This window comes from Streptomyces sp. NPDC001480, assembly GCF_042894725.1.
Lineage (GTDB): Bacteria > Actinomycetota > Actinomycetes > Streptomycetales > Streptomycetaceae > Streptomyces.
The window spans coordinates 1-19,763 of sequence record NZ_JBIAVX010000044.1; the positions used below are offsets into that span (position 1 = coordinate 1).

21 protein-coding genes and 6 pseudogenes are annotated in these 19,763 nt (G+C 68.7%); 14 read left to right on the top strand and 13 right to left on the bottom strand.

What is annotated here, in order from left to right; translation table 11 throughout:
• Positions 1-182 (top strand): annotated as a pseudogene (locus ACFY01_RS45450) (hypothetical protein); the annotation flags it as partial.
• Between the two features lie 37 nt (positions 183-219).
• On the opposite strand, the gene ACFY01_RS45455 reads toward ACFY01_RS45450, so the two are convergent.
• Together ACFY01_RS45455 and ACFY01_RS45460 are read right to left on the bottom strand one after the other, a co-directional pair.
• Positions 220-441 (bottom strand): hypothetical protein, encoded by a 222-nt coding sequence (locus tag ACFY01_RS45455; protein WP_390741667.1) that lies wholly within the window; start codon positions 439-441, stop codon positions 220-222.
• 52 nt (positions 442-493) lie between these two features.
• Entirely contained in the window at positions 494-793 is a 300-nt protein-coding gene (locus tag ACFY01_RS45460) for a hypothetical protein (RefSeq protein ID WP_390741668.1), read from the bottom strand.
• Positions 794-1,405: 612 nt separating this feature from the next.
• Here ACFY01_RS45460 and ACFY01_RS45465 point away from each other — a divergent pair.
• Both ACFY01_RS45465 and ACFY01_RS45470 read left to right on the top strand, forming a co-directional pair.
• Complete coding sequence (locus ACFY01_RS45465) at positions 1,406-3,808, top strand: fibronectin type III domain-containing protein (RefSeq protein ID WP_390741669.1); 2,403 nt, start codon at positions 1,406-1,408, stop codon at positions 3,806-3,808.
• A 4-nt stretch (positions 3,809-3,812) separates the two neighbouring features.
• The gene (locus tag ACFY01_RS45470) at positions 3,813-4,235 is read left to right on the top strand and encodes a hypothetical protein (protein WP_390741670.1); all 423 of its coding nucleotides are present in this window, start codon (positions 3,813-3,815) and stop codon (positions 4,233-4,235) included.
• A gap of 464 nt (positions 4,236-4,699) precedes the next feature.
• Here ACFY01_RS45470 and ACFY01_RS45475 read toward each other — a convergent pair whose 3' ends face one another.
• Positions 4,700-5,065: a hypothetical protein gene (locus ACFY01_RS45475; RefSeq protein ID WP_390741671.1), complete on the bottom strand. Its 366-nt coding sequence runs from the start codon at positions 5,063-5,065 to the stop codon at positions 4,700-4,702.
• Between the two features lie 175 nt (positions 5,066-5,240).
• Entirely contained in the window at positions 5,241-6,665 is a 1,425-nt protein-coding gene (locus tag ACFY01_RS45480; protein ID WP_390741691.1) for an IS701 family transposase, read from the bottom strand.
• Positions 6,666-6,905: 240 nt separating this feature from the next.
• On the opposite strand from ACFY01_RS45480, the pseudogene ACFY01_RS45485 reads away from it, so the two are divergent.
• Positions 6,906-7,034, top strand: a pseudogene (locus ACFY01_RS45485) (WD40 repeat domain-containing protein); the annotation flags it as partial.
• Positions 7,035-7,196 carry a WD40 repeat domain-containing protein gene (locus ACFY01_RS45490; protein WP_390741692.1) on the top strand — a complete coding sequence of 54 codons (162 nt, stop codon included), beginning with the start codon at positions 7,035-7,037 and terminating at the stop codon, positions 7,194-7,196.
• A gap of 374 nt (positions 7,197-7,570) precedes the next feature.
• On the opposite strand, the gene ACFY01_RS45495 is transcribed toward ACFY01_RS45490, so the two are convergent.
• Positions 7,571-7,960, bottom strand: coding sequence for a MerR family transcriptional regulator (locus tag ACFY01_RS45495; RefSeq protein ID WP_390741672.1), 390 nt, complete (start codon positions 7,958-7,960; stop codon positions 7,571-7,573).
• A gap of 101 nt (positions 7,961-8,061) precedes the next feature.
• Between ACFY01_RS45495 and ACFY01_RS45500 the strand changes: the two genes are divergently transcribed.
• From ACFY01_RS45500 to ACFY01_RS45520, 5 genes and pseudogenes are all read left to right on the top strand, one after another.
• Positions 8,062-8,802 carry an SDR family NAD(P)-dependent oxidoreductase gene (locus tag ACFY01_RS45500; protein ID WP_390741673.1) on the top strand — a complete coding sequence of 247 codons (741 nt, stop codon included), beginning with the start codon at positions 8,062-8,064 and terminating at the stop codon, positions 8,800-8,802.
• A gap of 208 nt (positions 8,803-9,010) precedes the next feature.
• Positions 9,011-9,343, top strand: a complete 333-nt coding sequence (locus ACFY01_RS45505; protein ID WP_390741674.1) for an antibiotic biosynthesis monooxygenase family protein — start codon at positions 9,011-9,013, stop codon at positions 9,341-9,343.
• A 29-nt stretch (positions 9,344-9,372) separates the two neighbouring features.
• Positions 9,373-9,447 (top strand): annotated as a pseudogene (locus tag ACFY01_RS45510) (transcriptional regulator); the annotation flags it as partial.
• Positions 9,448-9,543: 96 nt separating this feature from the next.
• Positions 9,544-9,666, top strand: coding sequence for a hypothetical protein (locus ACFY01_RS45515; protein WP_390741675.1), 123 nt, complete (start codon positions 9,544-9,546; stop codon positions 9,664-9,666).
• Between the two features lie 319 nt (positions 9,667-9,985).
• A complete protein-coding gene (locus tag ACFY01_RS45520; RefSeq protein ID WP_390741676.1) occupies positions 9,986-10,201 on the top strand; it encodes a hypothetical protein in 216 nt (71 codons plus the stop codon).
• 375 nt (positions 10,202-10,576) lie between these two features.
• On the opposite strand, the gene ACFY01_RS45525 is transcribed toward ACFY01_RS45520, so the two are convergent.
• The 4 genes and pseudogenes from ACFY01_RS45525 to ACFY01_RS45540 all read right to left on the bottom strand — a co-directional run bounded on the left by ACFY01_RS45525 (position 10,577) and on the right by ACFY01_RS45540 (position 12,345).
• On the bottom strand, positions 10,577-10,864 hold the full coding sequence (locus ACFY01_RS45525) for a hypothetical protein (RefSeq protein WP_390741677.1): 288 nt from the start codon (positions 10,862-10,864) through the stop codon (positions 10,577-10,579).
• Positions 10,865-11,273: 409 nt separating this feature from the next.
• Entirely contained in the window at positions 11,274-11,726 is a 453-nt protein-coding gene (locus ACFY01_RS45530) for a hypothetical protein (protein ID WP_390741678.1), read from the bottom strand.
• Between the two features lie 5 nt (positions 11,727-11,731).
• Positions 11,732-11,965 (bottom strand): annotated as a pseudogene (locus ACFY01_RS45535) (transposase); the annotation flags it as partial.
• A complete protein-coding gene (locus ACFY01_RS45540) occupies positions 11,953-12,345 on the bottom strand; it encodes a hypothetical protein (RefSeq protein WP_390741679.1) in 393 nt (130 codons plus the stop codon). The gene ACFY01_RS45540 and the pseudogene ACFY01_RS45535, both read right to left, overlap by 13 nt.
• 249 nt (positions 12,346-12,594) lie before the next feature.
• Between ACFY01_RS45540 and ACFY01_RS45545 the strand changes: the two genes are divergently transcribed.
• On the top strand, positions 12,595-12,840 hold the full coding sequence (locus tag ACFY01_RS45545; protein WP_390741680.1) for a hypothetical protein: 246 nt from the start codon (positions 12,595-12,597) through the stop codon (positions 12,838-12,840).
• Positions 12,837-13,040, top strand: a complete 204-nt coding sequence (locus ACFY01_RS45550; protein WP_390741681.1) for a hypothetical protein — start codon at positions 12,837-12,839, stop codon at positions 13,038-13,040. Before ACFY01_RS45545 ends, ACFY01_RS45550 begins: the two co-directional genes overlap by 4 nt.
• 164 nt (positions 13,041-13,204) lie before the next feature.
• Here the strand turns inward: ACFY01_RS45550 and ACFY01_RS45555 are convergent, their stop codons facing one another.
• The 4 genes and pseudogenes from ACFY01_RS45555 to ACFY01_RS45570 form a co-directional block, all read right to left on the bottom strand.
• Positions 13,205-14,164: a hypothetical protein gene (locus ACFY01_RS45555; RefSeq protein ID WP_390741682.1), complete on the bottom strand. Its 960-nt coding sequence runs from the start codon at positions 14,162-14,164 to the stop codon at positions 13,205-13,207.
• Between the two features lie 160 nt (positions 14,165-14,324).
• Positions 14,325-14,578, bottom strand: a pseudogene (locus ACFY01_RS45560) (transposase); the annotation flags it as partial.
• Positions 14,579-14,647: 69 nt separating this feature from the next.
• Positions 14,648-14,795 (bottom strand): annotated as a pseudogene (locus ACFY01_RS45565) (DUF2637 domain-containing protein); the annotation flags it as partial.
• 301 nt (positions 14,796-15,096) lie between these two features.
• Positions 15,097-15,414, bottom strand: a complete 318-nt coding sequence (locus ACFY01_RS45570; RefSeq protein WP_316756197.1) for an ANTAR domain-containing protein — start codon at positions 15,412-15,414, stop codon at positions 15,097-15,099.
• Positions 15,415-15,838: 424 nt separating this feature from the next.
• On the opposite strand from ACFY01_RS45570, the gene ACFY01_RS45575 reads away from it, so the two are divergent.
• Positions 15,839-18,241 (top strand): glycosyltransferase, encoded by a 2,403-nt coding sequence (locus tag ACFY01_RS45575; RefSeq protein ID WP_390741683.1) that lies wholly within the window; start codon positions 15,839-15,841, stop codon positions 18,239-18,241.
• A complete protein-coding gene (locus ACFY01_RS45580; protein ID WP_390741684.1) occupies positions 18,238-19,761 on the top strand; it encodes an ArnT family glycosyltransferase in 1,524 nt (507 codons plus the stop codon). The genes ACFY01_RS45575 and ACFY01_RS45580 overlap by 4 nt, the downstream gene beginning before the upstream one ends.
• The last annotated feature ends 2 nt before the right edge of the window (positions 19,762-19,763 follow it).

Consider the following 19,763-nt stretch of genomic DNA (forward strand, 5'->3'; position numbering starts at 1 on the left):
TCGTGCCCTTGAGACCGCCACATAACACGCTCATGGCCCCCGACGCCGCATGCCCCGTGATCACGCTGGCTTCACTCGAATTGGGCAACAGGGTCATCGAGAGCTGGTACAACTTGCACCGGCTGCACAGCAGCCTCGGCTACCGCAGTCCCGCCGACTACGAGGCCGCACTGGCAGCCTGACCACCACACCGATGGTGTCCGCCAAAGCGGAACAAGCTCAGCGATGCATGAGGCCGAAGGAGCGGACCCAAGACAAGATTTGGCGGTATCCGGCGGCAGTTGCCGGGAACTCCTGGTGGGCCAGGGGCGCGCCGAGCATGGTGATTACGGCGGCGACGTGCACGTCTTTGTGGGTGTCAACGCCGAGGACCACGTCCTCCGCCAGCGGGTGTTCTGACTGTGCGGGCAGAGTCGTCTGGGGCATGCTGGTGACGGTCACGCGGCTCCTTGATCGGCATGGGGCTGTTGGCCGACGCCGGGCCGGTGGGCGGTCAGAACTGTGATGGTGCCTTGTGCGGCAAGGCCCCTAATCCGTAGTGAAGGTGGTTCCCGAAGCCGTAGCTGGACTTCTGGGCTGTCTGGTGACGGACGTCTGTAAGGCCCCGGGCCCTTGAGGCCTCCCGATAGAGCGGCGCCGTCACGGTGGTGGCGGTGCCGGTGGCGCTGCCGCCAATCAGGAGGGCTGTGGCGGGGTGGGTGCCGGCGCTCCAGGCAGCGAAGGCGGCTGCGCAGCCGATGTGCATGGCCCCGGGCAGCGCCAGAAGCAGCATCAGCATCTGGAGCGTAGACATCGCGATCTCCTTAAATGGGTGGTCACCTCTGTTATGCGGACCAGATGGGAGTGAGGCTGGCTGTCCGGGGGCGTGTCCTGCTGCTGTCTGCCGCAGAGTTGGGCAGGTCCGCTGCTGGGCTGCTGGTAGCGGGCCCGGGGATTTCAGTGTCCGCTGGTGTCCTGAACAGACGCTGGCGGACACGGCACGTACGGGGCGGGGATGAGCAGGACGCTGAGGGCCTGCGTGTCCTGGGCCGGGGGAGTTCCTTCGTGATCGGCTTCGGGGCAGGCGCAGTCACCGGCTCTTCGCCATTCTGTTTGCCGGAGCCAGCACTGGCTTGCCGCTGCTGCAGGAGCAGGCAGTGCGCGATGAGCTCGGCCGGGTAGTGGCGGCCCTTGTACGGCGGCGACTCACCCGACACGAAACCTCCCCAGCAGGATTAACACGAAGATCATCCCAAGCTGCTCGGCCAATGTGACAATCCCCCGGACGTCGACCCGCAACAGAGTGACCCACACATACGGCAAGAGAGCCATTTTTAGGCAAAAGCGAAACTTTACACACGGCACCTGATTTGAGGTGCTACGACTTTCCCTGGGGGTAGTGCGGGCGCCGCGGGGGAACAGTCCAATGACAAGTACGAACAACGTCCACGTACACGGCGATGTCGACGGGCAGGTGGTCGTCGGCAGTCGGAACGTCGTCCAGACCGTCGTCGTCAACGCCGCACAGGGCTCCTCCGTCATGGTGCGCCCCGAAGGGCCCCCGCAGGTTGAACGGCGCGGTCGGCCCGTGGGCCGGGCTCTGCCCCGTCGCATTCCCGCACTGCTCGGGCGTGAGCACGAATTGGCCCGGCTCGACGACTGGTTGGCTGAGGGGCACCCGGTGCAGATATACGGACCGCCGGGAGTCGGCAAGTCCGCGCTGTTGCGGCGCGTGGCAGCGGACCGCGCCGCGAGACCCGGCGGCGGCGACGTGATCTACCTCCCGGCCATCGGACTGCCCGTTGAAGATGTCGTTCAGGATCTCTTCCACGCCTGTTTCGAGACCGAGGATTACAAACCCGACCGGGCCAGAGTGCGGCGGTTGATGGGGGCGGTCCGTGCTCTCCTCGTCGTCGATGACTTCCAGGGCGGCCCCGAGGATTTGGCCACCCTCGTTGATGCCGCTCCGGGCTGTGAGGTGGTGGTGGCCTGTGGCGAGCACATCGCCTGGGACGAGGCGAGAGCGTTACGCCTCAACGGACTCGCCGAAGAGCACGCACTCGCGCTTTTGGCCCGGGAACTCGGCCGCCCGCTACGCGGCGGAGAACTGGACGCGGCCAGAGGTCTGATCACCACCATCCAGGGGCACCCGCTGACGCTTGTCCAGGCCGCCAGTGCCATTGCCGCCGCCGAACGCAGCACTGCGGCGACCACGGCGGACCCGGGGGGAGAGCCCGAATCCGGGGCGGTTCCCGCTGGCACGGGCTTCGACGTGCATGAGTCGGCGCTCGCGGTCGGGCTCGCCGGCCGACTGAGCGATGAAGCGGGCAAGCTCCTGCGTCTCCTTCGCGCCTTCGAGCCGTTTTCCCTCTCCCCGGCCCTGCTCACTGTGCTCGCAGGCGGCATGGACCGCGCCGCCGTCACGGAGCTGGAGTCGCTGGCCCTCGTTGCATGTGACAGCACGGGCTACCGCGTCGTGGGACGGTTCGCCGCGCTGGTCGCTGAGCGGGCCGGGACCGTTCGCGGTGCGGCGGAATTGGCAAGGCCGCTGGTGGACTGGATACAGACCACCACCGCCCGGCGCGATGTGGCCGACGAAGCCGCCGCGATCTGCCACGTCCTCGCGGCAGCGGCCCGGGCAGGTGACCACGCGGCCGTACGGGACCTGGCGCGGGCCACGGCGCCGGTGTTCGCCCGTACGCTGCGCTGGGGCGCCTGGCGGCAGGTCCTGGAGTTCGGCCTGGAAGCGGCCCGCGCGCTGGGATCGGCCGAAGACATGGCGTACTTCTCGCGCGAAGAGCAGGTGCGCAGGCGCGGACTGGGACTGGCGGCCGGGATGACGGCCGGCGTCACGGCCGGGGCGGCGGCGGTGCTCAGCCAGGGTGCTTTGCACGGCGCCACGGCCAAATCGGGCGTGGCCTCGTCAGGGGCCGCCAAATCAGGCGTAGCCGCGATCGCTTCCAGTCCGACGGCGATCGGCGTCGGGGTGGCGGCCCTGGTGGCCGGAGGCATCTTCACAGCAGGCCTCGTAGGCGGCGGCGGTGAGCAGCCGGCGGCCGCGCCCGCTGCGTCATCACAGGTGACGGCCTTCACCCCGCCCCCGTCAGCCTCGTCCTTGGGGCCGAGACCCTATCCGTCCCGGTCCCGAAAGCCGACGAACCAGTCTTCTGGGCCTTCCCTGACAGAACAGGACACCGAGCCCCCCTCAAGCAAGCCCGATGACAGCCACAGCACGTGCACAGCCGTTTCGATGGGGCCCGAGACGTTCGGCCCGGTGGCGGCCGGGAAGGAGGAAACCCGGCACATGGAATTCGCCGCATTGTCGGGCTGCGGCGACAAGAACACTCTGGCCGTCGACGACGAGACCAACTGGAAAGTGGAGCCGACTTCCTGTCCGCCGCCAGACCAGTCGGGGGCCTGTAAATTCGATGTGGTCTTCACACCTCAGGATCCGGGCCAGACATACACCGCACGAGTCACCATGCTCGACGACTCACGACGTGAATCCATGACGCTGCAGGTGACCGGAACCTCCGCCGAAGGCCCTCCCGGTGCGCCAACCGATGTCGGTTCCTTCCCTGTGAGCACGACCTCCATATTCATCTCATGGGGGTATGTTCCCGGTAATCCGACCGACATCGAGATCAACAACGGGGAGACCTCACAGACGGTTCCCGGCGGCCGGAACGCGTACACCTGGGAGGGCTTGGCCCCGGGCACACACATGTGCTTTAGAGTCCGCGCCGTTAACAGCGCCGGGGTGTCGGACTGGGCCCCGCTCGAATCTCCGTACTACACGTGTGCCACGACACCCACAAATGGTGGTTAGAGACATGACTGACAGGCAAGGCGACCGCTACAACGTGCACGCCGACGACGTCTCCGGACAACTTGTCGTCGGCCGGGACAACACCGTGAGCCGCATCGAGGTGGCTTCGCCCGCAGCCGCCCCAGTCACCGAACGCGAACTGGGCGAGTTACGCGCTGAGTTTGCTCGTGTACGCGCGCTCGTACCGCAGGATGCCAGCGACGCGGACCGGGCGCGGGAACTGCTCGACGAACTGGAGGAGTCCGCCACCGCCCCCGACGCCGACGCTCCGTCCACCATGGCGTATGTCCGTCGTTGGTTCAGCCGCCACCTGCCCGCGCTCACAGAAGCAGTGGCGGGACTGGTGATCCACCCGGTGGTACTCCACTTGGTGGAGGCGGCAGGCGGCGCCGTGGCCGACGAATTCCATCAACGCTTCGGCTCCTGATGCGCGCCTTTCACAGCAGATACCTGCCCTCCGGTTCTGCCACAGATCTTGGGTAGCGGTCGCGGAGTGTTACTGGAGCAGGAGCCGCTGGCTAGGCCGGGCGCCCGAGGGGCGGAGGCCATCGCCATCCTGGAGCCGCCGTCGCTCAGCAGCGGCAGATCTACGACCGGGTGGGCGGCGGAGTCCTCGCGGCCGCCCTCCTGTACGACCCCGGCCGCGGGGACCGCCTGCGGCTGGAGCTGCGGCAGTACGCGCAGCGAACGGTCTACGGGGTGCGTGACATCTCTGGGAACCAGGAAGACAGCGACAACGGATGCCAGGCGCTCCGGTGCTGTCCTTCGGGAACTGAGAGCCCTTCGGGGAGTTCCCGGGACCGCGGCCTCGCCCGCCGCTCCCGTCGTCGGCCCGGCGTTCGGTGGTGCCTCCATCCGGCGGGAGCTTCCCGCATCACCCCTTGGTGGGGCTCAGCGCACGAAGGACAGCGCCGGAGCGCCGGCGACTTTCGTCCCGGCCCGGACCACGGTGCTCCGGCGCCCATGGAACCGATGCTGGCGGCGACGGGCCACCGCCCGGCGGGAGTTCTGACGAAGATCCATGCGGCTGGCGGCGGCGTGTTTGGCCGCGCCGTATGCTTCCAGCGCGGCGCCGAGGCGGCGCATGATGCCGTCGTCGGCCAGGGCGGCGGACAGGGAGGGGACGGGGAGCGGGGCGAACGCGGCCCTGGCACGCGGCGTGCCCGCGTGCCAGGGCCGACTGGCCGGATCGCGGTCGACGTCGATCACCGTGTCGTCGCCCCCCCGGGGCTGCGGAGCACCGAGAGTTGACGGCATGCGGGCCAGTCAAGCATGTCCCAGCCCTCGGTGCTCCCAACGCGAGCTTGTGGGCACCGAGGGCTGGGACATGGTCAGGGGTGGGCAGCTCGACGGCGTTGACCTCGGACCGGGTTTGATCACCGGGCGCGCTCGATCAAGCGGTTCGAGTGAGGACGCCGCGGTGGTCGTGCAGTTACCGGTAGTTCGTTAAATCCGGAGGTAGAGGTCGATGCCGTGTCCGGTGGTGACCGCGTCGATCAGGGCCTGGAGTTCGGAGGGTGGGTCGGTGTCCGTCCATGCTCGCCACCATCGGGTGAGGGTGATGGCGGGGGTGAGCCAGGAACGGATGGCCCGTAAGGCCCTTGGCCAGCAGGGCGGTTGGGGCCGGAGGGGTATGGCTGGACCCCCTTTCTGGGCCCTCGTCGGGGCACGGGTCCGGCGCGGTGGCGTCCAGGGGTCCCGGTGGCGCGAACCATTGGTCCCAGCAGAAGGAGAAGGCGCAGTTGACCAGGGTCTGGTGGCGACGGATAGCGCGGTCGGAGCGGACTTGGAAGTCGGCCCAGCCGAGTTCATCCTTGATCTGTTTGTAGCTCTGCTCTATCCACGGCCGCAGTCCGTAGAGGCGGACGATCTCGGCGAGGTCGGCCGGCGGGTGCGGGCTGGTGGTGGCGTGGGGTGCGTCGGGGTGGGGCAGGTTGGTGGCCAGGTACCAGGTGGCCTTCTCCGGCAGGCCGGCCGGGTCGGTGGTGGCCACGACCAGTCGGCAGGATGAGTCGGGTCCGTAGCCGCCCAGGCGGGCGTCGGCGGCCCACCAGGTCTCGGTGTGCCCGTCGCGGAAGTGACGCTCCACAGCTGTCCAGTCGCCGGGACGCTTGGCACCCTTCCAGGTCAGGGCGTGTGCGGCTTCGATGGGAGTGTGCGGCTCGTGGGCCGGGGCCCAGACACCGTTGCGCGGCTTGAGGGCTACTACGTAGGGAAGGCCGGCCTCGCGCAGCGCGAGGTACCAGTCGTCGCTGACGGAGTAGGCGCAGTCGGCGACCACCGCCCGGCAGCCGAAGCCCGCCCCCTTCCCGCGGACCGCGAGGGCAGCAGCCAGCTGCGGCTTGGTGCGGAAGGCCGGATCCGAGCGGCCGCGGTCGAAGTGGTGGGCAGGGGTGTAGGGAGTCGCGTGCAGCGGGTAATACACGCGGCCGTCGGTCCACACCGTGGTCACCGTGCCGATGCCGTTGTCCGTCTTGCCCAACCGGCCCAGCCACTGCCGGCCCACGTGCGCGGTCGCCGTGCCGTCCTTGCGGTCCCCGGAATCGTCGATCACGATCACCCCGCCGTCGTGCGGAGCCGTCGCCGGCTCCTCACGCAGCAGCTCAAGCCGCCTGTCGTTGGCCAGCTCGGCCTCCCAGGGTGACTCGGACAGGAAGAACTGCAGCCGCTGCACCCCCGGCACCCCGGCACCCGCCACCGGCTCCGCCCCGGCCAGGCAGGTGAGAGTCTTGTTCCGCTCCCGCGGCGCCAACAGCCCGGTCAGGTACTCGCGAAACCCCGGCGCTGGGCCAGGCTGAAGAAGAGGTCGTCGAACCGGGCCGCGTACTCCTCCAACGGCCCCGGCGCAGGCGGACACGGACGGCGAACGGTCATCTTCAGCTCCCAGCAAGGCAGTTGACTCCTCCCACCGGCCTACGACCAACCCACCCTGACGTCAACCCGCACCGCCACCGAATTCAACGAACTACCGGTAGACGGGCGACCTATGTGGGTCCGGAGCGACGGTCGCCCAGAGCCGCGATGACGGCCGCAGTGTCGCCGTCGCAGCTGCGTGCGATGGGGGCTGCGGCCGGGTGGCCAGGACGGGGCCGCCGAAGTGCAACGGCCCCGCCGACGGCGGTGCCCGCTGGTCGTCTCGGTACTGGCCGGGCATACCAGCTGGATACGCGGTTGCGCCTTTTCCCCCGACGGCGCCCTGCTTGCCACTGCTGGCCATGACCGCACGGTGCGGCTTTGGCACGTTGCCAACGGCACCGAACAAGCCGTGCTGACCGGCCACACCGACGGGGTGTACAACTGCACGTTCTCTCCGGACGGCACACTGCTCGCCACAGCCAGCGACGACCGCACGGTACGACTCTGGCGCGTCACCGACGGCACCAGGTAGGCACCGGTCGTTGCCACTGCGCCCTGCGCGTCGCCAGCGATCTGACCGGGATCGCCTGGCACCCAAGTGCCACGCTGCTGTGCGCCGCCGGCGGAGCTGGTGTGTACGTGCTTGCTTACCTGCCGTAGCCCCGGCACAGGCCACCCGCTCAATCGCAGCGGCACCGGTCGCCTCGCCAACCTCGGCCTTTCCAGGCTGGGCAGGCCGAATTGGGTGCACACAAGGGGCAGCGTCGTCGAAGAAACGTGAACCGGGTGAAAACACTTAAGACAGCGAAGTAAGGCCCGGTACCCTTCCCTCTTCCGCGCGCCCGCATCCTCACGCGACCATGACCTTCAGGAAAGACTCCGCAGGCCTCGGCGGTGAGCGCCTGGTCAGCCGCTGCCAGGGAGGCCGGCCGTACTCAGGCCCGTCGACGCGGTGCCGATGATGCCGTCCAGGACTTCGCGGGAGCGGACCAGGTCGGCGATCATGCGGTCGAGCCGGTGGCGCTCGGCGGTGAGTTCGTCAATGAGCCGCGGCGTCGCGCTGGCGCTCGGTGTGCCGTCACCGTCTCGCATGCACGGCAGCAACAGGGCGATCTTCTTGCTGTTCAGGCCAGCGGCGCACAGAGCCTGGATGAGGATGACCCGGTCGACGGCCCATTCACCGTAGTCGCGATGTCCGCCGGGAGTTCGTTCTGCCTGGAGCAGGCCCTGTGTCTCGCAGTAACGCAGCGACCGCTCGCTCACCCCGCTGTGCCTGGCCAGTTCACCGATCCGCATGGTCTGCCCCCTGCATCCTTCAAGACCTTGAATCTCACACTGGTGTCAGCTTTTAGCGTAGCCGTACGGCGAACAGTGAACCGTCTACGAAGGAAGCAACGATGAGTGACTTGGCCAGCAAGGTGGCGTTGGTGACCGGCGGCAGCCGCGGTATCGGCGCGGCGGTGGCGAGGCGGCTGGCCGACGCGGGAGCGGCGGTCGCGCTGACCTATGTGCGGGCGGAGGACCGGGCCCGTGAGGTAGCCGAGGCGATCGAGGCGGACGGCGGCCGGGCGGAGGTCGTCAGGGCGGACATGACCCGTCCGGACGATGCCGTCGAGGCGGTGGAACGGACCGTCCGGGAGCTGGGCGGCATCGACGTCCTGGTGAACAACGCGGGCTTCCTCGCCTACGGCCCGCTCGACGAGGTGACCTCCGGGTACCTGGACAAGGTGCTCGCCGCCGACGTCCGATCGGTGTTCCTGGCCGCGCAGAGCGCCGCCCGGCACATGAGCGACGGCGGGCGGATCATCAGCATTGGCTCCTGCTTCAACGGCCGTGTCCCCGCCGGGAACTTCGTCCTCCAGGCGATGGCCAAGTCCGCGCTCATCGGCCTCACCAAGGGACTCGCCCGAGAGCTGGGGCCGCGCGGGATCACCGCCACGCTGGTCGACCCGGGCCCCATCGACACCCTCATGAATCCAGCCGACGGCAATTCCGCCGAGTGGCAGGCCTCGCTCACCGCCCTCGGCCGGTACGGCGACGTCGAGGACATCGCTGCCGCGGTGGTCTACCTGGCGGGACCGGCCGGCCGCTACATCACCGGCACTTCCCTGGCCGTGGACGGCGGCTACACCACCTGACCCCGAATCCGTCCGTCATGACGGCTGCGCACCGGGGCCCCGGCCTCACGGCAGTGTCATGAGCAACGCGCGGGTCGTCTTAGCCGCCGCCCGGCCGAGGAGTACGAGACTCTGAAACCTTGGGAGAACGTGCTGACGCGGTAGTCACCGAAGGATCACGTCAGTAGCATTGATGTCGCATGCTCCTTACTGATGGAGGGCTTCACGCATGGCCATTTCGTTCGTCCGCCCCGAACCGCCGTACTACGCAGTGATCATCACCACGCGGCCGGCCGCGGATCTCGACGGCTACGAGGCAATGGCCGAGCGCATGGCCGAACTCGGTGAAGGACAGCCAGGCTATCTGGGTCGTGAGTCACTGACGGACGAGGACGGCAGGGATCTCGTGGTCATCTACTACGCGGACGAGGCTTCGATAACGGCCTGGAAAGCCCACCCCGATCATCTCGAAGCGCAGCGTCTCGGTCGTGAACGCTGGTACTCCTCGTACAGCGTGGAAGTCGCGCGGGTGGAGCGCGCCTACACCTTCAGCCGCGACTGAGGGCGGGAACTCAAGCGCCCGCCCCGGCCCTGCCGCCCCGCCTCGAGTACTCGCTGACCGAGGACGGTATCCGCCTCACCGACGCACTCCAGCCGCTGGCCACCTGGGGCCGCGAACGGCCGACTACTCGAGGCTGGAGGAGAAAAAGGGTCAGGGCTCATCGAGCGGTGGGCCGTCTTGGTCCAGGCGCTCACCGTGTCATGCCAGCCGGCGACGTGCCTCGGAGCGGCCCGGCCGAATGCTGCGGCAACGAGCGCAGCTGGCAGTGCGCCGTAACCGAGGCCCGCGCCGTGTACGAGCACGGCCAGGAGAAGGACGGCTGACCTATGCTCCCGCCAGCTGCGCCCGGCTGGCACCCTGGTCCTCCTGGCGCGTCGACCCGGCGCTGAGCGCGGAGGCCCCGCCGACGCGCAACACCCCTTTGAGGGCCGCCCGATCCTCCGACGCTCCACCACACCACGCCCGCCCTCCCCTTTCCTCTTTTCTTCTTGGGTGGGGCCGTTGGGGGGCGCAGAGGGGGATGTCGGCCTACCCGACCACGGCTGAAAGGGATGGTGACCTGCGGATACATCGTCAGGCCCCTGACAGATGCGGACAGTTGTCGGCGGGGTTGTCGGCGGGTACGCCGGAGGGGTCGCGGGCGTGGTGGCAGCAGAAATCCGTGAAGTGGGGGTTGGTCAGGAAGCGGCCACCCCGTGGGTGGTGCGGTGGGCGACCGGCACCGACCTGGACGCCCGGCTGCTGTACGCGCTGCCGGCGTCGGCCGAGGTGCGTGTGGTGGCGACGCCTACGAAACGGCCCTCCAGTACCGCGAAAAACGAGATGTACGGGCTGGTGTACCGCTCCTCATGCTCCTGACTGCGGCACGCCGAAGCGCGTCGCAGGCGGGATACCGTAAGACCCGCGGCCTCTGGTTTAAGGTAACGACGAACTCCCGGCGGACCAGACGCCGCACGATGGCCGGTATGGAGAGGCCAGCCACCCCTCCCCCGCGAAGCCACACGGCTTCGCGGAACCGGCCATCGCTACGGATCCCGAAGGCCGGGTGACGTCATGGCAGTTGCCATCAGTCCGGGACACCGCGAGCGGAATGCCCTGTCCGTCGGCGGGTTTCCTCCTTCGGGCACGGACCGTGCAAGGAACGGGCGCGGCGCTCGCCGAAGCCCGGGCCGCTCACGACAACCCGCTGGGCTACCAGCAGGGACATGGGCGAATGCGGCCGCAACGGGGATGTCAGCACCCGGACCACGCCCAAACCTGCACGGTGACCTGCGGAAACGCAAGGCTCGCGCAACAGAGTGGCAGCAACACCGGCCGCATCTTGCGGTGCATGTTGACGCGAGTTTTGCTGATGACGGCGGCGCGGATGTCCGGGCGCAAGGTGGGCCGCTCGAGGGCTGGCCGCCTCTCGTCGTCCTTGTAGCGGCGTCCCTGCGGGCTCTCGCGGAAATCGCCCACGCCGCCCTTGACGGCGGCGAGGACGACCGCCAGGCGCGGGGCGACCTGCTTGTGCCGAGCCATGCCGCGAGGAACTCCGTGTCGCTGAGGTCCTTGGTGGCGCTCAGGTCAGCGAGGGTGTCGACGTAGGCGGTCTTGGGCCGGGCCATGGGTCCGGGTAAGCGCCGGTCTCCCGCCGCCGGTATGGCTCGATCGGGGCGCAGTTGTAGCCGAGTTCCTGGGCGTAGGCGACAGTGTATGTCTGGGACCAGGCTGGGCCGGCTGCCTGCCTTTGTCTCGCAGCCGGTGTCGGCAGCAGGGGTTCGAGCAGTGCCCAGTTGTCGTCCCAGGTGCCGGAGGGGTAGCAGCGTTGCCGCGGCAACTTCCCTCCCCCACGGACGGGGCTGGGCCGGTCAGGCGTCGCCCGCGTACCGCGAAACGCCCCGCACATCCGCCACGGGTGGAGACGGACGAGCGGGGCCGGGCGTGGGGCCTACCAGTGAAGGGTCTGCGCCTGCGTAGTGACGCGCACGGTTGCCTCTTCCACCGCCGGTGTCCCGGCGGCATGCCAGCGGCCGAGGTGCTCCTCAACGGCATCCCAGAGAGGTTCAGGACCGCCCTGCCAGACAACCCAGCGGCTGTCCTCCTGCTGCAGCAGAGCCCATGAGCCGGTCTCGACGTCGACCAGGATGTCCTCGTCCTGCTGGCCTTGTCGCAGTTTCAGGTGCTGCGCGGTCGGCACGGCGAACTGTGCGACGAACGGGGTCGTCCAGTCCGTCAGAACATCGGCCCCGACGATGGCCTCGCGCTCCTTGCCCGCGCTGATGTCGGGAAGCAGGCCGAGCGGGGGCGGCATATGAGGGCGGGCGAGCATGAAACTGACGTGCCCGCCCAGCACCGGCCCCGGACGGGTTGCATTCCAGGAACCACCATCGCCCTTCGGCATCGAGGGCGAAGTCGAAACAGCGTCTTTCCGCACAGGTTATTCCACAGGTGCCAGCGGTCGCTGACCTGCACCGCGCCGGGCAGGGCCCGGCGGACCACCTTGCCGTAGGCGCCTGAGCCATCCCGGCAGACGATCTCAGCGCCGGTGTGCTCGCGCATCCAGCATTCGAGGGTGCCCGCGCTCCGGCCGGGCAAGACGTCGATCCTCTCACCGGTCTCGGCATCCGTCAGAACGGTGGCGGGAGCTTGCAGCGGCGGTAACCCTCACGGGTGACGATGAGCATGGTTGCCGCCTTGGACGATGCGGGGTGGATCGCGCGCGTGGCGTGGGGGAACCCCGCCTCGCGGGCGTGCACGCACTCCGGCAGCGTCAGGCCATGACGCACCTGTTGTGCCAAGTGTGCGGCACGTCCACCTGCGCCGGGCAGGAAGAACGGCATCTGTTCCTGATGGGCGAGCGCAACGGCAGACCGATCATCGAAGGCGAGCGGACAGCAGTTCCGCCCGTACACGAGGAATGCGCAGCGGAAGCGCTCCGGAACTGCCCGCACCTGCGCCGCGGTGCAGTGGCGGCGCGGGTCAAGTACTCGTCCCCGTGGGGTGTCGCCGGCATCCTGCACAACCCCGAACCCTCACCGCGCTCCTGGCCCCACCGAACGAGGACCTGGACTTCGTGCCCCACGGGCACCCGGACCTGCGCTGGATCATCGCCGCCCGCGACGTCGTCACCCTGCACGGCTGCACCCCCGTCGACGTCGACCAGCTCATGCCCCTGGCCGCATAGACCCTGTCCGGCGGCCCGGCTGCCCCCTCCCCCTGGGCCTGGGCCGTCGGCCGGTCAACCATCCATCCCCGAGCTGGAGAGTGCCTTGCTCACAGCACCGACATTCCGCAGCGTCGAAGGCGCCTACATCGGCCTGTTGCAGCTTGCGACCGAGGAGCCCGAGCGGCGCATCGACGCCCGCGGCAATGCAGCCCATGAGGTCATCGGCGTCAGCTTCCGGCTGTCCGACCCTCGTCAGCGGCTGCCCTTCCTTGCCAACGCAAGGTCAATCCGGTCTTCCAGTTCGCCGAAGCGCTCTGGTATCTCGGCGGCCGCCGCGACCTGGAGATGATCGGCTACTACGCGCCGTCCATGCAGACCGCCAGCGCCGATGGCATCCACCTGGGCGGTTCTGCCTACGGGTACACGCTGTTCACTCCGGCCGCCGGCGAGAAGCAGTCGCCTTTCGATCGGGTTCTGGAGCTTGTGCTGAACGAGCCGGGCAGCAAGCGCGGCTCCCTTCAAGTATTTTCGGGAAACCCACGCCGCTGAGCCAGCGTCCCGAAGAGATCATCGAACCGGACGGCGTAGGCTTCCAGCGGACCAGGCGCGGGCGGGCACGGCAGCCGCTTCGTCATCTCGGGCTCCCCAGGCCGTAGTTGAAGCTTTCACCTCACGGCCCACTCCCGCACAGACCCACCGTCAACAAACCACCGCTAGGAACCGAATCCGCCGATCACATTGCTCACCTGGTAGCTGTAGATCTCCCGCTTGCACGACGAGCAGTCGCTCGGCGGGTGCTCGCTCAGGAACCAGAGCTGAGGCGCGAGGCCGGTGGTCCGGCCGTGTGTCAGGTAGAGATCCTCAGGGCCGATGGCCGACTTCAGGACGGTCGAACTGGCGACGAGACGGTTGGTGCCGTCGACGGTCTGCACGGTCGCCTGCAAAAGGCGGCCGGTGCTGTATCCGTTGCTGCGGTGGAAGTACCACTTGCCCTCGTACCGCATGACACCTTGGATCTTGTGCCATAGGGGTTCGCCGTTGAACGTCCCGGTGGCGGGCAGGCCGTAGGCCGCGTCTGCGTCGGCGAGGGTGCCCGCCGAGCCTTCGACGGCTGCCGTCAGCGCGGTCATCGGGTAGATGGCGACCCGGCCGGGACTGTCGCCGCCGCCGTTGAGGTTGCAGTACTCACCGATGACCATGTGGTCCGTGCCGGTGCGGTCCAGGGAGACGTACGACACCTTGGGGCGGCCGGTCGAGTAGCACTGGTTCTTGTCCGTGTCCCCGCCGTTCTTCGCCGTCGTCATCTTCAGCGAGGCGACCTGGGGCATGACGTACCGGTAGCCGAAGCTGTACCAGACGTTGCTCTGGCGGCCGATCAGCTTCTTTTCCGTGACGTCGCTCTTCAGTCCGTCGGGCGTCGCGTCGTTGACCGAGTCGTCGTTGTCCGGATTGAGGTCCAGGATCTGGCGCATGTCGAACACCCGCAGGCCGTTGGCGGTGTCGGCGACGTAGAGGTAGTTGCCGTACCAGGCCATGCCGCCCGCGTGGATGCCGTTCTGTGCCGCGCAGGACTTCGTCACGGGCGCACCGGATACGCACGTGCCTTCGCTCGCGTGCAGGGCGTCGAAGGATGTGTGGTTCTTGGAGTTGACGTACGGCCAGACCAACAGCACATGACGGTACTCGTGCGAGGTCGTGTTGAAGAAGCTGACACGGACGCCCTGCTCTCACCGCAGCCGAGAAACACCTGGGCGACGCTGGCGCCGACCGGCCCACCTGGTGCGCCTGGGTGTCCGAAGCCGTTATGTGACCTGCACGGGTGTCTTGCCATTCCTTCTCCGCCTTCAGCAGCCTGGCATCCTCAGCCCGCAGCCGGGCCAGCTCCTCCGCCGAGCTCTGGCCAGCCTCGGCCCCACGGCGCTCGGACGTGTGCTGGCGGTGTCCTTACGGACCCACGTGCGCAGCGTCTCCCCGGTGATCCCGAGCTCGGCAGCCACTACCGCGTACGTGCGCTTGCCACCGGAAGCCCCGTACAACGCGACGGCATCCTTCCGAAACTCCTCCGGGTACGGAGACTGGCGTCCCACTTGGACATCCCCTCCTGGACCTTCAAGATCCGTTGTGAGGGTGTCCACTCCAGGGGATCAGCCTCAGACCGCGTCGATGCCGATCGGGAAGACATGGGAGAAGTCCCCGAAGGCCTTCTTGATCGCCAGCGCCCGGACCGCCGCGCAGGAACCCGGCGAAGCCGATACCGGCGATGATCAAGGCGTCGGCGCTGGCTGACGGCCAGCAGCCGGTCACCGACCTCGACCGCCTCGTCCGTGGTCGCTCTGCCGGACAGGAAGAGCTGTTCGGCTCTGGGATCGAGTCCCAGGCCCGTGAGGGTCCGGCCGTCCACGTTCGCCGCAAGCCCGAGCAAGCACCGTGTTTCGTCGTCGGCCAGGAGCAAAGATCATGTAACGCGGACGGGATCACGTGCCATTCACCTGCATATCCACCTGAGGGAGAGCCGGCCGCGGCGCACCTGCGGCCAGCACAGACGCGCCACCAATGGTGGTGGAACGGCTACATACAGGGGTCGGATTCCGCCACCTCCCGGTTGTCAAGTGAGCGGATGCGCCCCTGCGTCGTCCGCGAAGTCCGCGGCGATCGCGCGCACCTTGCGCTGCTCTTTGCGGGCGAGGGTGACGAGCAGTTGGAAGGCGGTGGCCTCGTCGCAGCCGCGGCGGGCCATGAGCATGCCCTTGGCGCGCTCGATCACGGAGCGGGCCTCCACGGCCTCTTTGAGCTGGCGGTTCTCGACTCTGAGCGCTTCCACGTCATCGATCAGGGCGAGAACCGCGCGCATCGCATCCATGAGGGTTGCGATGTGGTCCCGGGCCGCCGTGGGAGCGGCGCTGTTCGGTCCGTCGGAAGACATGAGGGCCATGCTTGTCGCGGAATCACAGGTTCAGCAGAGCGTCTGCGAAGAATGCGGAGACTTTCACCTCTGCGTAATCAAGGCATATATCTGCCTACATTTGACCGGGACGGATGGTGCAGGGCGGCACAGATGTGACGCAATGCGAGCGGAGCACGTAAACATCAGGCTAACTGGCAGCTTGTTCGGGATGAATCCCGGGCGAACTGTGCGAGCCCGCTGCTAGCCTCTGGCATCCGCTCCTGACCGTGGAGCCGGTACGTCCTTCCGTACCTCTGGCACGTCCCGCACCTCCCCGCGCCGCGTCGAGACCGTACGTCCGCGAGGGTCACCACTCGCTCCTCCGCCCGTGTCCTCGGGCGGTCTCGGTGTCCGTCGCGCCGCTGAGCCGACGGCACGCGTTCTGGGGGACTCCATGACGCACATGATCCATTCCCATACGGCTGCCCAGGAGGGCACGCCTACGGCTGGCAGGGAACTCGGCGGGGGTGACGGCGACGGCGCAGCGCCCCGGCTGACCGTCCTCGTACCGACCCGCGACGAGCAGGAGAGTATCCCGCTGCTGCTGAACCGGCTCGGCCCCGCGGTCGCCGCGCTCGGGGCCGAGATTCTGTTCGTGGACGACAGCGACGACGGCACGGTCGACGAGATCGCCGCCGTCGCCCCGGCCTCTCCCGTGCCGGTCCGGCTCCTGCACCGGCCGCAGGGCCTGCGCGGCGGCGGGCTGTCCGGTGCCGTCGTGGCGGGGACCCGGGCCGCGCGCGGCGCCTGGGTGCTGGTCATGGACGCCGATCTCCAGCATCCGCCGCAGGCGGCCGCCCTGCTGGCCAGGACCGCGATGCGGGAGGGCGTCGACATCGCCGTCGGCACCCGGTACGCCGGCACCGGTCAGTCCGAGGGGCTCTCGGGCGCCGGCCGACAGGTCACCTCGTCGTCCGCAACCCGCCTGGTCAAGGCCGCCTTTCCGCGCCGCCTAGCCACCGTCAGCGATCCGCTCAGCGGGTTGTTCGCCTTCCGCCGGGACGCGATCGACACGGACCGGCTACGGCCCGTCGGCTTCAAGATCCTCCTGGAGATCCTGGTACGGCATCCGGCGGCCCGCGTCGCCGAGGTCGCCTACACCTTCGGCCCCCGGGAGGCGGGCCGGTCCAAGGCCTCGGTCAGGGAAGGCCTCGCCTTCGTACGGCATGTCGCGCGGCTGCGTCGAGGGGTGGCCGGCGGGCAGCGGCAGCTGATCCGCATGACCGCCTTCGGGCTCGTAGGAGCGTCCGGAATCGCCGTCAACACGACCGCGCTATGGCTGTTCTTCAATGTGCTCGGGGTGCACCACCTGGTCGGGGCGGCACTGGCGACCCAGTTCTCCACCACCTGGAACTTCGTGCTCACCGATGCCGCCGTCTACCGAAACGGTCAGCGCAAGGGCACCTGGTACGGGCGCGCCGGCCGCTTCTTCGCCATGAACAACCTGCTGCTCGTCGCCCGGCTGCCCCTGCTGCAGTGGCTGGTGGTCGCCGGCATGGGCGTGCTCACCGCCAACGCGCTCACCCTCGTGCTGCTCTTCCTCCTGCGATTCCTGATCAGCGACCGCATGATCTACAGCGGCGGCGAGAAGCAGGTCCAGCGGCGCGATCCCGTGAAGATGCTGGTCGACACGGACTCTCCGGTGCCGCCCGTGAGCAAGAAGCGGTCCGTGTACCTGCCGTATCGCTACGACGTCGCCGGCACCGTCACCATCGGCTCCCAGATCCGACTGCCCGAGCTGGAGTTCTTCCGCGCGCAGTGGATTCCGGACGCGGACGTGGACATCGCTGTACGGGTCGGGGACGTCGGGCGGCGCAGGCCGCGGGGGCGAGCCAAGCTGACCGAGGATCGCAGCGCGTCGGCAGCGCTGCGCTACGAGGAGCATCTGGGCCGCTTCGGCGCCAACTTCCGGGTCCGGCTGGGCCCGCCGATCACCGTCGAGGTCGGCCCGCTGCTCGCCCGCTCGCCGCATGTGGTGTACACGAACGTGGTCGAGGCGCTGCTGCGGTTCGTGCTGATCTCGCGCGGGCGGATGCTGCTCCACTCCGCCTGCATCGAACTGGACGGACGGGGCGTGATGTTGTCGGCGCTCACGGACACCGGCAAGACGGCGACCGTGCTGCGGCTGCTGCGCGAGCACGGCGGGCGGTTCCTGTCGGACGACATGACCGTCGTCGACGCGACCGGGCTGGCCGTGTGCTTCCCGAAGCCGCTCACCATCAGTGCGCACACGCTGCGTGCCGTGCAGGCCGAGGACCTCACGAGGAAGGAGTGGAGGCGGCTCAACATCCAGTCGAGGCTGCACAGCAAGGGCGGCCGGTCGATCGCGCTCATGCTGTCCCGATTCAACCTGCCCATCATGGGCATCAACGCGCTCACGCAGATCCTGGTGCCGCCGCCGAAGTACAACGTCGACCGGCTTGTGCCGTGCCAGCTCGGGTCAAGCACCGAGGTGAAGGACCTCTTCGTGATCGAGCGCGGGGCGCCGGATCTGTACGACCTCGATGCCGACGTGGCCCTGGAACGGATGCTGGTCAATACCGAGGACGCGTACGGCTTCCCGCCGTACCGCCATCTCGCGCCCGCCCTGTACATCGACGGTCTCGACCACGTCCAACTGCGCGCCCGTGAGCGGGAGATACTCGCCGGATTCCTCTCCGGGGTCCGTACGCGGGTGATCGCATCGGACCGCTTCGGGTGGGCCGACGAGATCCCGCGGCTGCTGGCGGGCGAGGGCCAACGGCCGCCGGTGAGCAGCGCCGAGGCCTGGCCCCGGTGGGGCCTGCAGCCCAGCTCGGCCGCATGACCGACGGCTCCGTGCTCCCCTCGGGAGCATCCCGTACCGCCCCGGCGTCGGCCCCCTCCGGCGCCGGGGTACGGGCCGTGATGCCACTGGCCCTGATCCTTCTCGTCGCGGCGTTCCTGCGACTGTGGCAGCTGACCGCGACCGGGTTCAACAGCGACGAGGCGGTGTACACGGGTACGGCGGCCTCGCTCGCCGGGGACGGCCGACTGGGGTCGCTCTTCCCGGTGTTCAGGGCACACCCGGTGCTGTTCCAGTCGCTGGTCTCGCTCGCGCTGCGCACCCACGAGAGCGACTGGGCGGCGCGTGCGGTGCCGGCGCTGCTCGGGGTGGTGACGGTGGCACTGACGTACGGGCTGGGGCGCAGGCTGCACGGGCGGCGGGCCGCGCTCGTCGGCGCGCTGCTGCTGGCCGTGATGCCGTACCACGTCGTCGTCAGCCGACAGGTGCTCCTCGACGGACCGATGACGCTGTGCGCGACCGGGGCGCTGTACTGCGTCGTGCGGTACGCGGAATCCCCTGCCCCGCGCTGGCTGTTGGCGGCCGGTGGCATGCTCGGGTTCACGGTCCTGGCCAAGGAGACGTCGATCGTCCTCCTGGGATCGCTCTACGCGTTCTTCGCGCTGACCCCGGCCGTGCGCACCCGCTGGTGGCACCTACTGCCCGCTCTCGGGGTGGTCGGGGTGGTGGCCCTCGCGCATCCACTGTCGCAGTTGCTTGCCGGGCATGCGCGAACGGGTGGCAGCTATCTGCTGTGGCAGATGTTCCGCCGCGCCAACCACCCTTATTACTTCTACGGCCGTGAAGTTCCATGGGCCGTCGGCCCGTTGGTGGTCGTTGCGGCCGTCGCGGGGCTGGTGTGGCTGCGGCGCGAGAACACCTGGCGGGAGCGGCTGCTGGTGTGCTGGGTGGTCGTGCCCGCGCTGTTCTTCACGGTGTGGCCGGTGAAGGGCTTCCAGTATCTGCTGCCCGCGGCACCGGTGTTCGCGGTGCTGGCCGGACGGACGCTCACCTCGATCCCGCGCGTGGTGCGGGCGCAGCGCCTCGCGGCTGCCGCGGCGATCTGGCTGGTGGTGGGCTCGTTGGCCCTTCCGTCCTGGGTGCGCATCCAACCCCAGACAAGCACCCGGTTCCTGGCCGGGACCGGCGGACTGCCGGGCGGGCGGGAGGCCGGGCAATGGGTGCGGACGTACGCGCCGGAGGGTGCGCGGCTGCTAACCATCGGACCGTCGATGGCCAACGTGGTGCAGTACTACGGTCTGCGTCCGGTCTCCGCGCTGTCCGTCTCGCCCGATCCGGCCCGCCGCAACCCCAGCTACCGCGCGGTCCCGAATCCGGACCGGGCGCTGCGGGACGGCGACTTCCAGTACCTGGTGTGGGACGCGTACACAGCCCGCCGTACGCAGTTCTTCACCGGCAAATTGGCGGAACTGGTGAAGCATTACCACGGGCATGCGGTGTTCACGGCGCGCAATGCGAGCGGGGTGAAGGTGGTCGTGATCTACCGAGTGAGGCCGTCATGAGG